The following is an 18,239-nucleotide window of genomic DNA, read 5'->3' on the forward strand; positions in this document are numbered from 1 at the left end:
CTCACGCCCCGCGAAGCCAAGCCGGCGCTCCCTCGTCGCGATTCTCGCCCTTCTCGACGAACACGATGTTGTGATAGAAGTGCAGCCCTTTGATCGCGCTGTCGGTTCTCCTCGGCTCCCGACCGTCGATCTCGGCGAAGTTGAGTCCGTCGATCAAGGACTTGAGAAACCCCATGCTCGTCGAAGTGTCATCGTAGACACCGGATTTGCCACCGAAGTGTGGCCAGTACGATGTCTGCAGATCCTCGATCACGTACATTCCGCCCGGTCGGAGAGCGGGGAACAGCACGCCGAACGAGGCGATGACGTGGGCGCTGAGGTGGCTGCCGTCATCGATGACCAGGTCGAGCGGCCCGGTTGTCTCGAGCACCCTGGCGAGGTCGGCCGGCGCGGATTGATCAGCCCGCAATACCGTCATCCGTGGCTCCGACAGCTCGGACTTGTCGACGATGTCGATGCCGTACACCGTGGCCCGCGGAAAGTACCGTTTCCACATGCGCAGCGACTCGCCGCCGCGCCGGGGGTCGGCAAAACCGCCGACCCCGATCTCCAGCACGGTCAGGGGACGATCCCGAAGCATCTCGAAGTGCTTCGCGTAGTGCTGCGGGTACTGATGCACGCCCCACTTGTCCGAACCGGCCCGGACGCACAATTCGGCGAGGGTGACGCCGTAGCCGTGGTCGATCGAATCGAGCAGCCGCCGAACGGGTTCGAATGCGGGTTGCGGCCTGCCGAACGTCTCGAAGGCGGACAGATCGGGCCAGTGCAGCACGCGGGTGGCACTCGTCGCCGCGCCGCGCGGCCCGAGCACACTGCGGACGAACTCGGGTAGTGACTGTTCGATCGTGGCGGCGACCGCACCGGACGACGGGGCGGTCGGCGTCGTGGTGCTGCCGTCCGCGGCAACGCACACGAGCACGTCGGCCGACTGCGCACCGGCATGCAGCCGGAACAGCACGTCGATCGGCGGGCAACCGCGCAGATCGACACGGTCGAGTACTTCGCGGACGACCGTCCGCGCGGTCCGCTCGACACCCATCGACTCGATGTGCTCGGCGATGAGGCCATCGCTGGCCCCGGCGACGTGAATGAGGCGTGCAAGGTCGGGCCGAGTGTCTGTGGCGCGGTGGGTCATGCGGCGACGCTGACACCGATGGTGGGCGGAGTCAACGATTCTGCGTTGATCCGGCAGTGCCATTCCTACTGTGCCACAGCATGTTCGGCCCCCGAGGTCAGTTCGCGAAGCGGCACAGCTGCATCGCTCGGCTGCGCAGGGCGCCGAGACTGACCTTGTCGCCACCGGCGCCGGTCGCTCGCAACGGCTCGATGCCGGGAAGGCCTGCCTGTTCGGCCTTCTCGTTGAGCGCGTAGGTCTTTCCATCCGGAGCGGTGAACGTCGCTTGCGCACCCGCCCGGCACTCGATCGTGCCGCGATCGACGGTGAACGGCCACAGGTAGCCGAGATTCTCGCTGGCGACAGCCTGGCTGCTCGACGTCGGCTCGGGCAGGGTCACACCGTCCCGATGGGCCGGGTCCTTCGGCCCCGAACCGCCACCGCACGCGCTGATCGCCACGGCACCGCAGAGCGCCGCACCGGCCATCAGTACTCCTCGAACCTGCGGGATCATGCTTCCTCCAGCCTTCGGGTATCCGTCTATCGATAACGTTGCGCACTGCCAAGTTTCGGTTCACGAGCGTGGCTGTCAGCGGAGCCGGCAGTTCCGGCCGGATATGGTCGGAGCGCATCCCTTCGCGCCCTTTGGAGAGTCGTTGTCCGCATCCCGGTCGTCTCGAATCGACATCGTGTGTCCGACATTCAACCGGTCTGCGGCTATCCGGGCCACGATCGACAGCGTGCTGGCACAGACCGTGCCGGACTGGACGTTGCTGGTCGTGTCGGACGGCTCCACCGACGACACCGACGACGTCGTGCGCGCGTATCGCGATCCGCGGATCCGGCTCCTGCGCACCGGCCCCTATGGGCACCCAGGCGGTCCGCGCAACGTCGGTGTCGCGGCGGCGACGGCCCCGGCGGTGGCCTACCTCGATCATGACGATCGCTGGCTGCCAACGCATTTGGCGACTCTGCTCGGCATGCTCGACCGCGGTGCTGCCTTCGCCGCCACCGGTTGCCGCCGGGTCGACGAAACGGGGACGGAACTGGATCGCACCGCGGTCCCCGATCTGGTCTGGCATCCGGAGCTACAGACCACCCATGCGATGTTCGAACCGTCCCGCGTCGGCCACGTGCGGACGCTGCTGGCCGAGGTCGGCGGTTGGACCACCGTGCGGGCCGGCTACGAGGACTGGGATCTATGGTTCCGGACGGCAAGGCGCGGTTACGATTTCACGATTTCCGCCGAGCACACCGCGCTGCTCACCGTCGGCCCGGGCACGCGTCGCAACGGCCTGCGCCCACCGCAGGCGGTAGTGCTCCAGCGGGTCCCGGACCTGGCCGCCGCGGAAGCCGTACTCCAGGCCATCAAGACGCCGGAACATCGAAACTCCTTGCGCACAATCCATTTCACCGAGGTCGAAGAGTGGTATGCGAGCCTGGCCGATTCCGATCGTTATCGGCTGGCCGAAGGCCTACCGCCCGACACCGTCGCGCAAGCGCTGCACGAATACTTCGAGCAGCACGAGAAGCCCTGCCTGCTGGAGGAACTGAACTACGCGGCGATCGGCGACCACTACGCGATACTGCTGCCGCTGTGGTGCACCGACCGCGAGCACGCACGCGCGATCGGCACCGTGGTCCGCGAGCGCTTCCCCGCACAGCACAGGTATCTGCACGCACTGGTCGACGCGACCGCGGCGGCGTGATCAGCGGGTCCCGGCCCTGGCGGCACGGAGCAACGCGATGTAGCCATCGTCCAGAGTCGGTGCCACCGGCCATGATTCGGGCGGCGGTACCGGGCCGACCACCCGATAGTGCACCCCGTCGCCGGTGCTGGTCACGTTGACTACGGTGAAATCGCCCACCGGCTCGTGCGCCGCGCGCAGCACGTGCGTCTGCCCGTCGGCCAGTGCGACCAGACCGCCGGTGGTGCCGTGATAGGCCAACCTGCCTTCGGTCAGCACGGCGGCCATCGGGCAGCTGTGCGCTACGTCGTCGAGGATGTGGGTGGACAAGACGACGATGCGGTCGCCACCGAGCTGGCCGAGCAAGGTGCGGAAGCGGATCCGTTCCTCGGGATCGAGTCCCGCCGTCGGTTCGTCGACGATGATCAGCTTCGGGTCCCCCAGCAGCGTCTGCGCGATGCCGAGCCGGCGCTTCATCCCGCCGGAGTATCGCTCGATCCGTTGGGTGGCGACGGCATCCAGTCCGACACGGTCCAGCAGGTTATCGATCTGTGAGCGTCGGCGCCGCTTGTCGTCGATCCCCTTGAGCAATGCGACATAGTCGAGGAACTCGCGACCGGTGAGGTCCGGATAGAGCGCGAGCTCCTGGGGCAGATAGCCGAGTAGCCGTTTGACGGCGGTGCGACCCGCGGTGGTCGCCATATCGTGTCCGCAGACCGCGACCGTGCCCGCACTCGGGCGGATGGTTCCGGTCAGAATGCGGATGAGGGTGGTCTTGCCCGCGCCGTTCGTGCCGAGCAAGCCGGTCATGCCCTCGGTCACGGTCAGGTCGATCTCGTCGAGCGCGACGTTGCGCCCACGGTAGACCTTGGTGAGCTTGCGCAGCGTGATCGTCATTCGAACTCCATTCCGGCTCAACGACCTTTGGTCGTGATCGCGTGGCCGATGAAAAAGGCGAGCACCGTCACCGCCAGGGTGAGCCCGCAGGCGAGGATCGAGGACGTAACGCTCACCGCCGGATACAGCCAACCGCCGCTTCGCCCGGGCAGTGCGACCTCGAGCCATTGCGCCGCTTGGTAATCGCCGAGCGGCGACAGTACGGTCCGGGCCGGCGTCGGTATCGGGAGCAGTGGCGTGAGCAGCGTCGCCCAGTACCAGAACGGCACCAGGAGAACACGCGCGACGGCGCTGGGCAGCAACAGGGCCGCGACGTTCGCGAGCATGGTCAGTAGCAAGGATCCGGGCGCCACGATGGTGAGCACACCGATCATTGCAGCGCCGAGCGGGCCGGGCCCACCCGAGGTGATCGCCAGCCATCCCCCCATGCTCACCAGGACCACGGTCGCGGGCACCGAGGCGATCAGCCAGGGGCCCAGGACCAGGCCTGCCGTTCTGGTCAGTCCACCGGACGGTGTGGCACCGAACAATTCCCGCAATCCTGGTCGCCGCTGTCCGGCGAGCCGATCGGCGAGCACGATGGCGATACCGAGGGAGCCCAGGAAATTGATCAGCAAGGCGGTCTCGCCCACGGCGGCGATATCGCTTGTTCGATTCCGGCCGTACGGGAATTCCCCCAGCACCATGATCAACGCGACGAGCGGCAGCAACGACAGCCACACCGTGCGGTGCCGGAAGGAGAGCAACGCCTCGTAACGGACGGTCGCGCCGAGCGCCCCGAGGGACCGGCCGGTCATGCCCGCACCTCGCGCAGCTGGGTCTCGCTGTCCGCGACGCGCATTGCCGCGGGCCACGCGAACAGTGCCGCGAGCGTCACCATGACCGCGGCCTGTGCCCATACACCGCGCACGACCTGATCCAGTAAGAGCAGCTTCGCCGACCAGACGGTCACGACGATCGCCGAGGCACCCGCAGCGGAACCCGAGGTGACGACGACGTAGGTCGCGACACTGATCAACGCGAGGGCGAACGCGGGCGTACTCACCAGCAGGGGTCCTGCGGCAACGGGCCCCGCGGACCAGCCGAGCAGGCCGATCAGCACCACCGCACCGCACGCCGATGCCCCGACCAGGACGAGGCGGCGCACGACGGTCTGCGGGTACGGCGTCCGCACGGTCAGGTGCAGCTCACCCATCCGCTCCCGGCCCAGTACCGCCGCGGTGGCCAGCCCGGCCGTCAGCGCGACGACCTCGATGGCGATCGTGCGCAGGATCATCGTGCCGTCGAAAGCCACCAGCGCGATGCCGATGACGACGCCCACCAGCGGCGCCGTCACCAGCACTCCGGGCCCGCAGCGCCGGATCTCGTACCACCAGATCGGATTCACCTCATTGTGGTAGCCGAGCCGCTCGATTCGGTTCATCCGGCCACGGTGCGATAGCGCGGCCTGCTCATCCCGGCCGCGGCGGCGACCAGCAGCAGCGCGGCGACCGCGAGCGTGAGCACCGAGGTGGACCACAGCGGTGCGATCACCGCGCCGACGCGGTGCGCGGGTCCGGCATCCGCGGTGGCCGCCGCGCCGAGCAGCCACATCACCGCACCCGCGCCGGCACCGACCGGCGGGGAACGCCAGACCGCACCGGCGACGCCGACCGCGGAGGCGAGCAACGCGGGCCCGAGCCAACCCGCGACCGTCGCGCCGAAATCGGCGGACGCACCCACGCCGCTGGCGAGCAGCGAGGCGAGCAGTGCCAGCGCGAGATCGGCGGCGAGAACCACGATCAGCCGGCACGCGAACACCGCCGCCGGCGCGATGGGCAAGGTGGCGAACAACTCCAACCGTGGATCGGATCGAGGCATGCAGGTCGCCAGCGTGCCGAGCTGGAAGAGCAAGGTCACCGTGAGACCGAACAGCGGTGCGGCAGCGCCGCTGTGCCGCGTCAGCACAGCGAGCAGCACCGAACCCACGAAGCCCAGCGCGCTCAACAGAACGAGTGCCCGGGGCAGCAGCCGTAGCTGTGCCCGAGCCAGCGTCACCGTCAGCAGGAGCGAGGCTCGCCACCCCGGGCGCACTGCCTCGTTCGTTGTCGCCCAGGGCATTCCGAGCGCGTCGCCGAGCAGCGCATCGAAGGAGGGCGTACGAGCAGCACCCACCAGATCGGCGGAAACCTGGCGGGCCGCGACTGCCATCTGCTGCCAAATCTGAGCGTGGGCCTGACATTCCGCGCAGGCACGCAGGTGTGCTCTGGCGGCATCGTCCGGTACGCCGATCAGTTGATCGTCGGAGAGGTGTGGGCCCAGGGTGTTCGGGCTGGTCATCGCTCGCCTCCGTAACGAATGGACAGATCGGCGGTGGTGCCGGACAGGGCCTGTGCAAGTCGCTTGCGCGCGTGCGACATTCGGCTCTTCACCGTACCCACGGGAATGTCGAGCACCGTGGCGACATCCGGGTAGGACAGATCGTCGACCAGCACCAGCAACAGGACGTCGCGAAGATGTTCCGGCAGGTCGCGAATGCCGGCCGCGAGATCCCCGCGGGCGGCGTTGGCGAGCACGATGTCTTCCACCGTCCCCGCGTGATCGGATATCTCCGGCGTCTCGTCGAGATCGACCGTGGCGAGCACCGACTTGCGCAGATAGTTGTGGGCTTGGCGTTTGGCGACACCGAACAGCCAGCCGCGGGCGGAGGATTCGCCGCGGAAACTGTCCGCCGAGCGCCACACGGCCAGCCAGGTCTCCTGCAGGATCTCCTCCGCGACCCCGCTCTGCGCCGTCATCCGGCGCACCACCCGCAGCATCGCGGGCGCGTGCCGGTCGTAGAGCACACGCAGGCATGCCTGGTCGCCCTTGGCCACCGCGGCCAGCAACGCTTCGTCCGAGTCCACACAGTCGTGTGTAGCGGGTGCGCGCCGAACGGTTCAACCCGGATCGGAATTCGGCGCGCTGCGCAGAGTTGGCAGCGGCCTCGGACGCTGCCAGATACCGGTCGAGACGTTGTCGCCGTGTGGTGTGCGGTGCTTGTCTCGTTACCGGGGGAACAGCACCGGCCGGCAGGCCCGGTGGGAACGCTGGGCCTCCCTCGGCCGGGTCGTTCGATCAGCCGGGCAGTGCCACAGAAGAGGAGAACACCGTGAGCACGGTGACCATGGAACCGGTGGAGACCGTCGAAACAGTCGATCTGTTCGATCTCGACATCCGCGTCGGCGTCGGCAACATCCAGGGCAACGCGGCGATCAACAGCTGGTCGTACTGCACCCCGGGCTGCACCAGCTCGGGCGGCGGCAGCGGCTGCAGCCACTGCTGTTGATCGCCAGACCCGGGCCGCGCGGCACCGCGCGGCCCGGGTGCCCCCACATCGTCGACCATCGCAAAGGAATTGGGCTGGTGTCGGATTCGATCTTCCGGGCCTGGGATGTCTTCATGCTCCGCGCCCCGCTGGCGCTCGGCCGCTCCGGCATCCCGACCGCGGGCGGCCACCTCGGCATCGTGCGCGCCGCCGCGGCCGATACCACGCTGCGCACCGCGATCACGCTGGCCAGCCCGAGTCTCGGCAACCTGCTCGACCGCGTCCACCGCGGCGAACACCGCGGCATCAAAGCAACCCAGTTGCGCCGCGCCGCGCTCGCGGTACTCCGCTACGACATCCGAACACGGATGCGCCCGACGCCGTTCGGCGTCTTCTCCGGCGTGACGGGTGGCCGATTCGATTCCTCGGCGAAGCTCGACCGCGGCACCCGCCACCGCACCAGGACACACGCGGACATGCAATGGCTGCTCGGCCTCGTACAGCAGTTGCAGAGCAGGCCGGAGCTGCTACCCGGGCTACGGGTACTGGCCCACCCGGCACTGTCCGGTCGCGGCGACCGGGTGGTGCTCGACTGCCCGTCACCGCTCGGCGCACCGCTCGACGGACAGACCCGGGCGGTGGTGTCGCTACGGAACTCGCCGGTGGTCCACGCCGCGCTGGCCGCCGCCGAGCAGATGATCCCGATCGACGAACTCACGGCAACGATCGCGGTCCGTTTCGGGGCCCCGCCGCACCGCGTGGCCGAGGTGCTACGGGTACTGGTCGAGCAGGAATTCCTGCTCACCGAGCTGCGGCCACCGCTGGACGGCGGCGACCCACTCGACCACGTGATCGACGTCCTCGCGGCCGTCGGAGATCCGGCCGCACCGATCGCGGCGACGCTGCGCGCGCTGCGCGAGATCGATGACCGACGGCGATCGAGCGATCTACTGTCCCTGGAGGCCGGGACCGCGCGGTTGATCGAGACCGCGGCGCTGGCCGACCGCCTGCACTCCTACGACACACCGCTGCACATCGATACGGCGGTGGATATCGACGTCCAGTTACCGCTCGAGGTGCGCACCGAGGTCGAGCGCGCGGCCGAGTTGATGTGGCGGATGTCGGCAGCCAAGCTCGGCCTCGTCGCCTTGCGCGACTATCACGCGAAATTCCTCGAACGCTACGGCACCGATCGCCTGGTCCGCGTCGGCGAGCTGCTCGACGCCACGCGGGGCATGGGTGCACCCGCCGGCTATATCTGGCCGGAAAGCCAAGAGACGAAGCCGGATTCGGCCATCGCTCGCGAACCGAGCCGAATTCGACTGCTGCACGAACTGGCCGGAGTCGCACTACGCGACGGCCTGCGCGAGGTCGAGCTGACCGACGCGATGTTGCACGACCTGATCGGCACGGACGACGGCGACACGGACGCGCCGAACTCGTGCGAGATCACCTTCCACGTCATCGCTGCGTCGCTGGACGCGCTGTCGGCCGGGGACTTCCGGATCGTGCTGGCACCCAGCCCGGGTTCCCACCACGCGGGGGCGACGCTCGCCCGCTTCGCCGACCTGCTGCCGGCGGAGATTCGGGCCGAGATCGCGGCGGAGTCCGCGGCGATTCCGGTCCACGTGAACGGCGCGATGCGCGTCGACCTGGCCTTCATGACACGTTCCGGCAAAGCGGCGAACCTCGCCCACTGCGCGGTGCACAGCGGCAGCCGGATCAGCATCGGACTGCCCGCGGCCGTCGGCATCGATGAGATCCCCCTCGCCGAGGTAGCCGTCGGTGCGACGACGGAGCGGTTGTGTGCGGTACATCTGCCGACCGGCCGGGAGATCGTTCCGGTGCTGAACAACATGATCAGCCCGATGACCCAGGCGCCCAACGCCGCCCGGCTGCTGTGGGAGATCGGGTTGGAGGGACAACGACTGTGGGAGCCGTGGACCTGGTCCGGGCTGACAGAGCTGCCCTTCGTGCCGCGGATCAGGCACGGCCGTTTCGTGCTGGCCCCTGCGGTGTGGCGCATGGACGCGCTCCTCGGTGTGGCCGAGCCGGACTTCGCGGCAGCGGTCGCCGCATGGCGGCGCGAGTGGCGGGTGCCCGGGCGGATCCTGACCGTCCAGATGGATCAGCGGTTGCTGTTCGACCTGACCGATCCCGCCCATCTGGGGCTGCTGTGGGACGAACTGCGCAAGGACCCCGGCCTCGTCGCGCACGAGATACCCGGGGACGACGAATATTTCGACGGTATCGATGGGCACGCGATGGAGATCGTCGTGCCGTTGTCACGGCGCGACACTCGCCCGGCCCGCTCGCCGCACGGTGGCCGCCTCGGGGTGGATCGGACGGCTGCCGGGCTCGGCAGCGACTGGCTCTCGCTCGAGTTGTACCTTCCGGTAGCGGAGCAGAGCGAGTTCCTCCGTGTGCACCTGCCCGGCCTGGTCGAGCGAGCTCAGGAAAACGGTTGCGACCGTTGGTTCTTCATTCGGTACACCGGGCCGAACGGGCCGCATCTGCGGATCCGATGCCACGGCCCGGCCGCGGATCTGTGGGGTGCGGCCGCGTCGTCACTCGGACGTCAACTCGAGCAATGGCAGCGCGGGGGGCTGATCAGAACGCACCGTATCGAGCCCTACGAAGCCGAACTGGAACGATACGGCGGCGTGGCGGCCATGGCGCTGGCCGAGCGAGTATTCGAGGCAGACAGTCGCGCGATCCGGTTTCTCGAGCTGGTGGACGACCCCTCGTGCCCGCATACGCTGGATACCTTCGCCGCGGTCTCCGTCGCGGCGCTGGCCGCCGCCTACGGTCCACCCGAGCCGAACCCGGCGGATGACAACCGGCGGGCAACCGACGCGGCCTTCGCCTGGCTGTCGATGACCGGCGCACGAGCCGACCTGCCTGCGGCCTACCGGGTGGACGCACAGAACTGGCGGCGGCTGGTCGACCCGCACGGCGGGTGGGACGGGCTGCGCGCCGACCCGTACGGCGCTGCTGCGCTGGACGTACTCCACACCCGCGACACCGCCGTCCGCGAACTGCGCGCAGCACTGACAGCCCCTGCGCTCCGGCACCAACGGCTCGTCGGCAGCCTGATGCACATGAGCTGCAATCGGCTCTTCGGCGGCGACTCCGATCGAGAGCGCGCGGCGGTCGCCATTGCCCGCGGCGCCGTGCAGGACAACTTCGGCAAAAGAAGGCACGCACGATGAGCACCGCCCTACCGCAACAGGTTTCGCCGGCCGAACGGGCGGCCGAACTCGTCACCCTGGTCGCGGAACGGCTGGCCGATCCCGCCGCCATCGCGACGATCGCGGACCGCCCGGACAATCACGACCCCATCTACGGGTCGGTGATGTGGGGACCGATGACCTTGTCCACCGGATTGCCCGGCACGGCGATGTTCTACGCGGAGTTGGCTCGCCGGACTCCGTCCTGGTCGAGCACGACCCACGACCACGTCCGCGCGGCGGGCGAGACGATGTCGAGTCAGCCGAGCCGGGGGCTGTACGCGGGACCGGCGGCGCTGCTGGCGGCCGCGCAGACCTGCGAGGGCCACTACCCCGGATTGCGACGCAAACTCGCCGCCTGGCTGGCCGACGACCAGCTGACCCGACTGCGGCGCCTGCGCGCCCAGCCGGGGCCCGGTATTTCCTGGGAGTGCTACGACATCGTCAACGGATTGTCCGGCACCGCACGAATATTGCTCGATTCCCTCGACGATCCGGACGAGAACAGCGCGGAAGTCCGGCGCGCCCTCTACGACACCTTGCAGTACCTGGTGCAGATCAGTGAACCGATCACCGTGGACGGCCACATCGTGCCCGGCTGGTGGGTTCCCGCGGCGGCGCAACCCGTCGAGCAGGACCGGATCGACTATCCGCGCGGCGACTTCAATCTCGGTCTCGCACACGGCATTCCGGGACCGATAGCGGTGCTGTCGGCGGCCTTGCGCCGCGGGCACGAGGTGCCGGGACAGCGCGCGGCGCTGACCCGCATGGTGCAGTGGCTGATCCGCTGGATCCGCACCGACGACCAGGGCACCTACTGGCCCTGCCGAATACCGTTCGACGACGAAATCGCCGCCACCGCAACGGAAGATCTGTTCACCAGGACCGCGTGGTGTTATGGCGCGCCGGGCGTCGCGGCGGCGGTACACCACGCCGGTCAGACTCTCGGCATCCCCGAGTGGCGCGCGCATGCCGTCCGGGCACTGCACGACGCGCTGGCCCGGGACGAATCGCGCTGGACCCTGGCGGGACCGACGATTTGCCACGGTTACGCGGGGTTGCTCCAGGTGGTCCATCGCATCGGCACCGCCGAACAGGACGACGTGCTACTGGCCGCGCAGCACCGGCTCGCCGCGACGATCCTCGACATGGCGGATCCGGCCGCGCCCTTCGTGTTCCGGCAGCCGATGCGGTATCCGAGGTCTGCGCCAGGGCCGAGCGAATTCAAGCTGCTCGATATCGCCGGACTGCTGGAGGGGGCGGCCGGGGTGGCGTGCGCGCTGCTGTCGGTGCTCCCGGACGGTAGTGCCGAGACGGCACGGCATCCCTGGGACCGCGTCCTCGCGCTGAGCTGAGAAAGGGGTCGTCCGATGGCAGTCAACGCCTTCGAACTCTCGGATATCGTCGTGCGCTACGGCAGCACGCTGGCCGTCGACTCGGTCTCGTTGCATTCGGTACCAGGCAAGCTGACCGCGTTGCTGGGGCCGAACGGTGCGGGAAAGTCGAGCCTGCTCAATGTGCTCTCGACGGCGGCGCGGCCGGCCGCGGGCACGGTGCGGATCTTCGGCAGCGATGTACGGGTGGCACCGATGCGGGCCCGCGCCCAACTCGGTCTGGTGTTCCAGGAACGCACGCTGGACAAGGAACTCACGGTCGAGCAGAACCTCTGGTTCCATGCCCGGCTCTTCGGCATGCGCCGAGTCGACACTGCCGCGCAGATCGATCGCCTGCTCGACCTGCTCGAGCTCACCGCGCACCGGCGCACCGCGATCGAACGACTGTCCGGCGGCACCGCGCGACGCGTGGAACTTGTTCGTGCACTGCTCCATCGCCCCGGACTGCTCATCCTGGACGAACCCACAACGGGCCTCGATCCACAATCTCGTCGCGTCGTATGGCGAGATCTCCTCCGAATGCGCGACGAACTCGGTGTCACCACCCTGTATTCCACCCACTATCTCGACGAGGCCGAATACGCCGACGAGATCGTGATCATGTCCGCCGGCCGGATCGGTCGCTCCGGTTCGCCGGTCGAGCTGAAGGACGAGTTACGGGTCTCCTGTGTCCGGCTGCGGACCCACGACGACGAGACGGCCGCCGCACAGTTGCGCAGGGCGGGGTTCGAGGTGGTCACCGGGTTCACCGAGCTCGAGGTGCGATGTACCGAACCCGATCGCCGCGTCGCCGATATCGTGCGCGTGCTCGAGCTGCCGATCTCGAGCGTCACCGTGCACAACCCGTCGATGGACGACGTCTATGTCGCCGCCACCGCCCGTGCCGGGAAAGGCATTTCATGACAACGATGCATCCGACTGCCGCCCCTGCGCGGGAACACGCGATGGTCAGCGGTGTCCGGGCGATCGCGGTGATCGCGGGACGGGACCTGCAACGGCAGCTCCGGCGTCCCGGGCTGCTGCTCAGCAATGCCGCGCAACTGCTGTTCTTCATCGCGATCTACGCCGTCGGCTTCGACGCGATGGTCGGCACCGTCGACTCGGTGTCGTTCAGCGCGTATATCCTCCCCGGCATCATCGCCATTCAGGTGGCGACGATCGGCATCGCGACCGGCCTGTCCTACGCCTGGGACCGCGAGTTCGGCGTCCTGCGCGAGATGACCGTCGCCCCGGTGCCCCGGATGTGCCTGCCGCTGGGCAAAGTAGCGAGCACCGGCGTCATCGTCGGCATACAGAGCCTGCTGTTGCTCTCGTGCGCACCGGTTTTCGGACTGACGCCGACCATGGGGCAGATCGCCGTGGCCGCGCTGATCTACCTGTTCGGTTCCGCGGTGTTCAGTCTGCTCGGCTTGTTTCTGGCCACCGCTTTCCGCCAGATCCAAACCCTGCAGGCGAGTGTGCAGATGATGATGATGCCGATGTTGTTCCTCTCCGGATCGGTGTTTCAACCCGAGGTGGTCCCCACCTGGCTTTCGGTGCTGATCCGGCTCAACCCGCTGACCTATCTGGTCGATCTGGGCAGGCATGTGCTGGTGGGTGCCGAACGCGGCCTCGTCCCAGCCGGGGTGGACGTGCTCGTGCTCGCGGCGCTCGCGGTGTTCTTCGCGGCGGCGATCCGCCTCAGGATCGGGCAGTGACGCCGGTGGCCGACCGGTACCTCGACGCAGACCTGCGCGGACAGGTAAGCGGCTACCCGGTCTGGCCCGCGATCAGCCCGATCGAATACCGCGGCGATGCGCCGATATTGGACGCCGCGGTGGCCTGGCTGCACGCTCACCTCCGCTGGTTCGACCCGAACATATGGGAGCGGATGCTGCCGCCCCGGCCGTTCCGCGAAGGCGCCGCGCTCGAACTGCTCATGCTCTGCCGCATCCTGCGCCGTGGCCGATTCCATGATCATCCGCTCATCGCGGACGCGGTCGAGCTGGCGCATTCGCTGGCCGCCACGGACTCGTTCCACGCGGCACTGGGCCTCGGTGACGACAAGTTTCCGTATCGCGCGTACCTGGTCGCGCTGCTCGCCGAGCTCGGTAGGCCGGTGCCGGGTGCCGCGGAGCGCGTCCGGACAGTCCTCGCCACCGGTTGCGGCGGCCAGCACGGTGCCTGGCGTACACCGCTGAGCCGCCTGGAGTTGCACTATGTCCTCGAGCTCGGCCAGTTTCCCAACCCGCTGCCGCCGAGCGCCGATCTGCTCGAACTCTCCATCATCGCGGGCGCGCCCGACCCCCTCTATCTGCGGGATGACGAGGTCTACGCGCTCACCCACGTCCTCTTCTACGCAACGGATTTCGCCGCTCGGCCGACACCGGTCGAGCCGGAGCTCGTCGAGGCATTGCGCACACTGCTCGGCACCTATCTCGCCCTCGGCGACATGGATCTAGCGGGTGAACTGTTGCTGTGTCTGCTGGCCATCGGACCGCCCGACTGCGCGCTGACCACGCATGGCTGGCACACCCTGGCGCGGCACAGACTGTCCGACGGCGCGGTGCCCGGGCCGCTCTTCGACCCGGCCCGCTGGTCGACTTTGCGGGACGAGGTCGCCGAGGGCTATGCCTTCGGAACCTGTCACCACACCACCATGGTCGCGGCGATGGCCGCCGCAGAACGGGAGCGCCACCGTGCTCGATAATGTCGCCGAGGCACAGCGGTCCCGCACGCAACACGCGCTCGGTGCTGCCCGAGCGTGGCTGATCGGCGTCGATGACGCCCTCGACGACGGAGTCGGCTCCGTCGCCGAAGCCGGTGCGCAGGAGCATGTTCCGGAGCCGGCACCGATGGAACTGCTGTGCGCGGACCCGGTTCGCTGGCGCGCCCTCGACAACCTCCCCGCATCAACCGCACCCGTGGCCACGTGGGCGGTAGTGCTGGATTCACTACTGGTGCTGGCGATTCGGCGCTACGACCTCGAAGCGCTCGCGACGCTGCTGCGCGGCTGCGCCGAACTCGGGCTGACCGCACGTCCGCTTCCGTTGCGCGCGACGGGTTTCCTGCTTGCCCAGCAGCAGTCCGACGGTGGCTTCGGTTTTGCGAGCCAGGATGCCGGGCGATCCGAATCGGCTGTTCGGATCGCCCTCACTCGGCACTGCGCCCGCGCGCTTCAGCGAATATGCGAATCACAGGACTCGAGGATGCGGAAGAATCCTGCTTCGAGATCACCGTCGCCCGCGATGCCCTCCAGCGTTCCCTCGTAGCGGGTTTTTCCCGCTACCAGCACCGCGACGCGGTCACACACCTGCGCGATCTCGGTCAACTGGTGGCTGGAAATGAACACCGTGGTGCCGTTGGCCGCGAGCGAACGGATGATCCCGCGCATCTCCCGGATGCCCACCGGGTCGAGTCCGTTGGTCGGCTCGTCGAGCAGCAACAGCTTCGGTCGCGCGAGTAATGCGATGGCGATGCCGAGCCGCCAGCGCATTCCGAGCGAGAAGGCCTGAATCTTGCGGTCCCGGACGTCGTTCAGTTGCACCACGGCCAACGCCTCCTCGATCCAGGCTTCGGGCACGCCGCGCAGTTTCGCGTGAATGCGTAGATGGGTCAACGCGTCCAGCTTCGGCCACAGTCCCGGAGTCTCGATCAGCGCGCCGACATCGACCAACTGCGCCCGGTGGTAGGGCTTGCCGAACAGTTGGATCTGTCCACTGGTCGGCCGCTGCAGCCCCAGCACGGTCTTCATCAGGGTGGACTTGCCCGCGCCGTTGGGGCCGAGCAGGCCATAGACCTCGCCCGTTCGGACCGACAGCTCGACGCCGTCGAGCGCGCGATGCTTTCCGTAATGCTTGTGCAGTTGCGAGACTTCCAACGCCGCCACAGTCAGATCTCCTTGCGCTCGAGGTGCGCCGAACCCAGCGCCAGGACAACCGCCGCCAGTCCGAACGACAGGGCTATCGCGGGGAGAATCACCCCGTGATCGCGGACCGGGCTGTCGGCCGGCAGCGGAACTCCGTTGGGCCCGATGCCGGCCAGCGGCAGGATGACGCGCATCGGCCACGCGAACGGCACCGCCATCCACCACGTCTTGTCGGCGATGAGCATGCCGCTCATCATGCCGACGACGCCGATCGCGATGGTCGGCCCGAGACCCCACACCACCGAGACGACCAAAGCCACTGCGGCGCAACCCAGTCCGGCCAGCCAAGGCAGGAAGCTCGCCGCGACGATGGTCCCGATGCTGCTGCCGAGCCGACCGCCGAGCGCCGCACCGACACACAGCAGTGCCGCCAGTAGTGTCGTCGAGACCGCGGACAATGCCGCCAACGCGAAGTACTTGCCCAGCAGGTACTTCGTTCGCGGTACCGCGTACGAGAAGAGCAGCCGCCAGGCGTCCTGGTCGGCCCGCACCGAGAGCGCGGCGAGCAGCGCCGCCGTCATCGGAATGAGCACGCCCCAGCCTTCGAGCGTGACGTCGCGAAACACCATCCACGCGTGACCGGACTTGCCCTCCGGCGAAGCCAGCGACATCGGATAGAGCGGAACGGTGAGGATGATGGGCACCAGGATCACGAACCAGCCGATGAAGCCACGCCGCATCCTGGACAGTTCGGTCGCCGTGACATGCCACAGGCTGGGTTGGTCCCGCCCGGGGCGTATTTCGAGCCCCTGATGTGGTGCGGTGGTGGCCATGGGTCTCCTCGTTCTTTCGGTCTCCTCCGGTACGTAGCGAGCAGCGGCCGGACGGTTCACCGCGAATCGCCGATCAATCCGTTTCGCGTTCCGTGCGTGCCGCTGCCTTCAGTGCGGCGCTCAACTGCGAGTCGGCCCGCAGGAGTTCGATGCCGATCAGTTCGCCGTCCGCGCCGAAGTCGAGCGCGGCGACGACCTCGTTGTCCGTGCTGTCCTGGACCGGCAGGGTTCGGGCGGCGTAGCGCGGGCCTGCGGTGTTCTGCCGCAGCGCGAGGTAGGCGACGTTGTGCTGGTCGTCCCAGGTCACGTAGTCGATGAGGTCGGGGTTCATGCTCGGATCCTTCGGTAGTCGTGGATTCGCCGCAGCCGCTGCGGGCGGCTGCTGGTCGTGCGGGCGTGCGGTCCGCGCCGGTCAGCCGCGAAGCACGGTGAGTGGCGCCCGGGCCTGGTCGTGCGCACCCGAGTTCACCAGATCGTTGCGGCCCGCGACGCCCAGGACGTCGTAGAGATTGCGAATGCGGCGGTACATCGACCGTTCCGAAAGGTAGTTCTGCCGGGCGATTTCGGCGACGGTCATCGAGGTCTTCAGCATGCGCAGCAGGCGAGCGTCGAATTCGTCCAGCTCGGGTCGGCCGATCGGACTGGCGGCGCGCAGGCCGTTCGGGACGGCGGGCGCAGTGTCGCGGGCAGCGCGCGTTTCGCGGGCGGCGGGGGCGCGATCGGGTACCGCGCCCAGGACCGGCGGACGCGGCCTTCTCGGCTGCGCGCTGACATGGTCGAGCAGCCGGGCGCGCAGGACCTCGGCTTGCCGCTCGATCGAGATCGCGAGGTTGATGACGAAGTTGGCGCCGGCCCGGATCGCCAGGTAGGTCGAATGACCGGTGACGTCGTTGGTGACCGCGACGAGCAGGGTCATGGCGTGCCGCGCCCGAATCGAGCGCAGCTTTTCGGCCTGGCACTCGGTGTGCACGGGGAGCACGATCGGCGCTCCCTCGGTGTCGTGGCGGTCGCTCAACTCGTCGTACTCGGCGAACTCGAGCCGGAACGGTGCCGCGAACAGACTGCCCCACCGCCCGTCCGCCGGATCCAGATAGTCGCGCAGGCTCGGATGCGCGAACGCGGTGGTCGTGGCCGTCGCCTCGATGCCCTGACTCAGCTGCAAAGCGTTCATGGAAACCCCCACCTTTTTGTCCTTACTGTGTCTAGTCACGGGGTTAGACGCGGCCGATACCCGATCGGTTCCATTTCGGGGCAACAGATTTGAGAAGCTCTCGCAGCGACCCCGGCGGCAGTCGCGCGGAAGACGTTGCCGCAGCACAGGCCTCCATGCACATAAGCTATGATGAGTGCACGTCAGGTACGAACTTCGGCGTGCGGCAACGAGATCCCGCACCACGCCGGCGGGCCGTCCAGTGTTGCTCCCGGTCCGAAGTTCGTCGCCCTCGGCCGACCCGGTGCACGATCGAGGTTCGGATGGCCGCGGCGGTGTCGGAAAATCAGACCGATTCGGGCTGATTGAGCCGCCGGCGAACGGGTATTGCCTGCGCGACTTGTCCACTGAACCCTGAGAGACGACAGTGCCTCTGCTCACGCCCGATCCCGTCCGCAGCGATGCCGCCGCGGCCGGTCCCGCACCCGATCCCGCGCCGTTCGCCCCGGTGCCGGCCCCGCGCGGCCGCGCGCTCGGCATCCGCCGGACCTGGCACGGCTTCGGCGTGTCCGTACTCGCCCTCGTCATCACCGCCGGCGTGGTCGCCCTGTGCCTCGCCCTGCCCGCGCAGGCGCCGCTGGTGGTGGCCGTGCTCGGGATTCTCACGCTGACCCCGCCGGCGACCCTGGCCGTCACCGTCTGCCGCCACCGCAGGCCGGGCGCCTGACGCGCGGTCCCGACAGCGAAGCGACCCGGAACCGATGCGGTTCCGGGTCGCTTCTCATATGCCTGGGAGCGTG

The 18,239-nt window shown here is 68.4% G+C and carries 19 protein-coding genes; 8 read left to right on the plus strand and 11 right to left on the minus strand.

The annotated features are described in order from the left end of the window. Position 1: 1 nt before the first annotated feature. Together TY25_RS40560 and TY25_RS14720 are read right to left on the minus strand one after the other, a co-directional pair. Entirely contained in the window at positions 2-1,135 is a 1,134-nt protein-coding gene (locus TY25_RS40560) for a class I SAM-dependent methyltransferase (RefSeq protein WP_052382974.1), read from the minus strand. Between the two features lie 97 nt (positions 1,136-1,232). Continuing rightward, a complete protein-coding gene (locus TY25_RS14720) occupies positions 1,233-1,601 on the minus strand; it encodes a DUF2511 domain-containing protein (RefSeq protein WP_042256687.1) in 369 nt (122 codons plus the stop codon). Between the two features lie 130 nt (positions 1,602-1,731). Here TY25_RS14720 and TY25_RS40565 point away from each other — a divergent pair, with 130 nt between their 5' ends. After that, positions 1,732-2,823 carry a glycosyltransferase family 2 protein gene (locus TY25_RS40565; RefSeq protein WP_063602725.1) on the plus strand — a complete coding sequence of 364 codons (1,092 nt, stop codon included), beginning with the start codon at positions 1,732-1,734 and terminating at the stop codon, positions 2,821-2,823. Here TY25_RS40565 and TY25_RS14730 read toward each other — a convergent pair whose 3' ends face one another. From TY25_RS14730 to TY25_RS14750, 5 genes are read right to left on the minus strand one after another with little or no spacing between them, the layout of a single operon-like run. Beyond that, complete coding sequence (locus tag TY25_RS14730; protein WP_042256612.1) at positions 2,824-3,699, minus strand: ABC transporter ATP-binding protein; 876 nt, start codon at positions 3,697-3,699, stop codon at positions 2,824-2,826. Between the two features lie 17 nt (positions 3,700-3,716). Next, positions 3,717-4,496, minus strand: a complete 780-nt coding sequence (locus tag TY25_RS14735; protein WP_042256613.1) for a hypothetical protein — start codon at positions 4,494-4,496, stop codon at positions 3,717-3,719. After that, complete coding sequence (locus TY25_RS40570) at positions 4,493-5,122, minus strand: hypothetical protein (RefSeq protein WP_052382976.1); 630 nt, start codon at positions 5,120-5,122, stop codon at positions 4,493-4,495. Before TY25_RS40570 ends, TY25_RS14735 begins: the two co-directional genes overlap by 4 nt. Next, positions 5,119-6,018 carry a hypothetical protein gene (locus tag TY25_RS42655; protein ID WP_052382977.1) on the minus strand — a complete coding sequence of 300 codons (900 nt, stop codon included), beginning with the start codon at positions 6,016-6,018 and terminating at the stop codon, positions 5,119-5,121. The genes TY25_RS40570 and TY25_RS42655 overlap by 4 nt, the downstream gene beginning before the upstream one ends. After that, positions 6,015-6,584 carry an RNA polymerase sigma factor gene (locus TY25_RS14750; protein WP_042256615.1) on the minus strand — a complete coding sequence of 190 codons (570 nt, stop codon included), beginning with the start codon at positions 6,582-6,584 and terminating at the stop codon, positions 6,015-6,017. The genes TY25_RS42655 and TY25_RS14750 overlap by 4 nt, the downstream gene beginning before the upstream one ends. Before the next feature lie 245 nt (positions 6,585-6,829). Here TY25_RS14750 and TY25_RS41650 point away from each other — a divergent pair, with 245 nt between their 5' ends. The 6 genes from TY25_RS41650 to TY25_RS14775 all read left to right on the plus strand — a co-directional run bounded on the left by TY25_RS41650 (position 6,830) and on the right by TY25_RS14775 (position 14,298). Beyond that, a complete protein-coding gene (locus TY25_RS41650) occupies positions 6,830-7,006 on the plus strand; it encodes a gallidermin family lantibiotic (RefSeq protein WP_115347074.1) in 177 nt (58 codons plus the stop codon). A gap of 77 nt (positions 7,007-7,083) precedes the next feature. Beyond that, positions 7,084-10,197, plus strand: coding sequence for a lantibiotic dehydratase (locus tag TY25_RS14755; protein ID WP_201773669.1), 3,114 nt, complete (start codon positions 7,084-7,086; stop codon positions 10,195-10,197). Beyond that, positions 10,194-11,570 carry a lanthionine synthetase C family protein gene (locus tag TY25_RS14760; RefSeq protein WP_042256618.1) on the plus strand — a complete coding sequence of 459 codons (1,377 nt, stop codon included), beginning with the start codon at positions 10,194-10,196 and terminating at the stop codon, positions 11,568-11,570. The genes TY25_RS14755 and TY25_RS14760 overlap by 4 nt, the downstream gene beginning before the upstream one ends. Positions 11,571-11,585: 15 nt before the next feature. Beyond that, positions 11,586-12,512, plus strand: a complete 927-nt coding sequence (locus TY25_RS14765; protein WP_042256620.1) for an ABC transporter ATP-binding protein — start codon at positions 11,586-11,588, stop codon at positions 12,510-12,512. 5 nt (positions 12,513-12,517) lie between these two features. Continuing rightward, positions 12,518-13,306: an ABC transporter permease gene (locus TY25_RS14770; RefSeq protein WP_042256694.1), complete on the plus strand. Its 789-nt coding sequence runs from the start codon at positions 12,518-12,520 to the stop codon at positions 13,304-13,306. Continuing rightward, a complete protein-coding gene (locus TY25_RS14775) occupies positions 13,303-14,298 on the plus strand; it encodes a DUF6895 family protein (RefSeq protein WP_052382978.1) in 996 nt (331 codons plus the stop codon). The genes TY25_RS14770 and TY25_RS14775 overlap by 4 nt, the downstream gene beginning before the upstream one ends. Positions 14,299-14,766: 468 nt before the next feature. Here TY25_RS14775 and TY25_RS14785 read toward each other — a convergent pair whose 3' ends face one another. The 4 genes from TY25_RS14785 to TY25_RS14800 all read right to left on the minus strand — a co-directional run bounded on the left by TY25_RS14785 (position 14,767) and on the right by TY25_RS14800 (position 17,460). Then, positions 14,767-15,477, minus strand: a complete 711-nt coding sequence (locus TY25_RS14785; RefSeq protein WP_042256625.1) for an ATP-binding cassette domain-containing protein — start codon at positions 15,475-15,477, stop codon at positions 14,767-14,769. A gap of 2 nt (positions 15,478-15,479) precedes the next feature. Continuing rightward, complete coding sequence (locus tag TY25_RS14790) at positions 15,480-16,289, minus strand: lantibiotic immunity ABC transporter MutE/EpiE family permease subunit (RefSeq protein WP_042256626.1); 810 nt, start codon at positions 16,287-16,289, stop codon at positions 15,480-15,482. 73 nt (positions 16,290-16,362) lie between these two features. Further along, positions 16,363-16,620, minus strand: a complete 258-nt coding sequence (locus TY25_RS14795; protein ID WP_042256629.1) for a DUF2283 domain-containing protein — start codon at positions 16,618-16,620, stop codon at positions 16,363-16,365. A gap of 81 nt (positions 16,621-16,701) precedes the next feature. Continuing rightward, the gene (locus TY25_RS14800; RefSeq protein WP_052382979.1) at positions 16,702-17,460 is read right to left on the minus strand and encodes a helix-turn-helix transcriptional regulator; all 759 of its coding nucleotides are present in this window, start codon (positions 17,458-17,460) and stop codon (positions 16,702-16,704) included. A 406-nt stretch (positions 17,461-17,866) separates the two neighbouring features. Between TY25_RS14800 and TY25_RS14805 the strand changes: the two genes are divergently transcribed. Next, positions 17,867-18,166, plus strand: a complete 300-nt coding sequence (locus TY25_RS14805; protein ID WP_029898523.1) for a hypothetical protein — start codon at positions 17,867-17,869, stop codon at positions 18,164-18,166. Positions 18,167-18,239 lie beyond the last annotated feature (73 nt).

This window comes from Nocardia brasiliensis NBRC 14402 (assembly GCF_000308475.2).
GTDB classification, from domain to species: domain Bacteria; phylum Actinomycetota; class Actinomycetes; order Mycobacteriales; family Mycobacteriaceae; genus Nocardia; species Nocardia brasiliensis.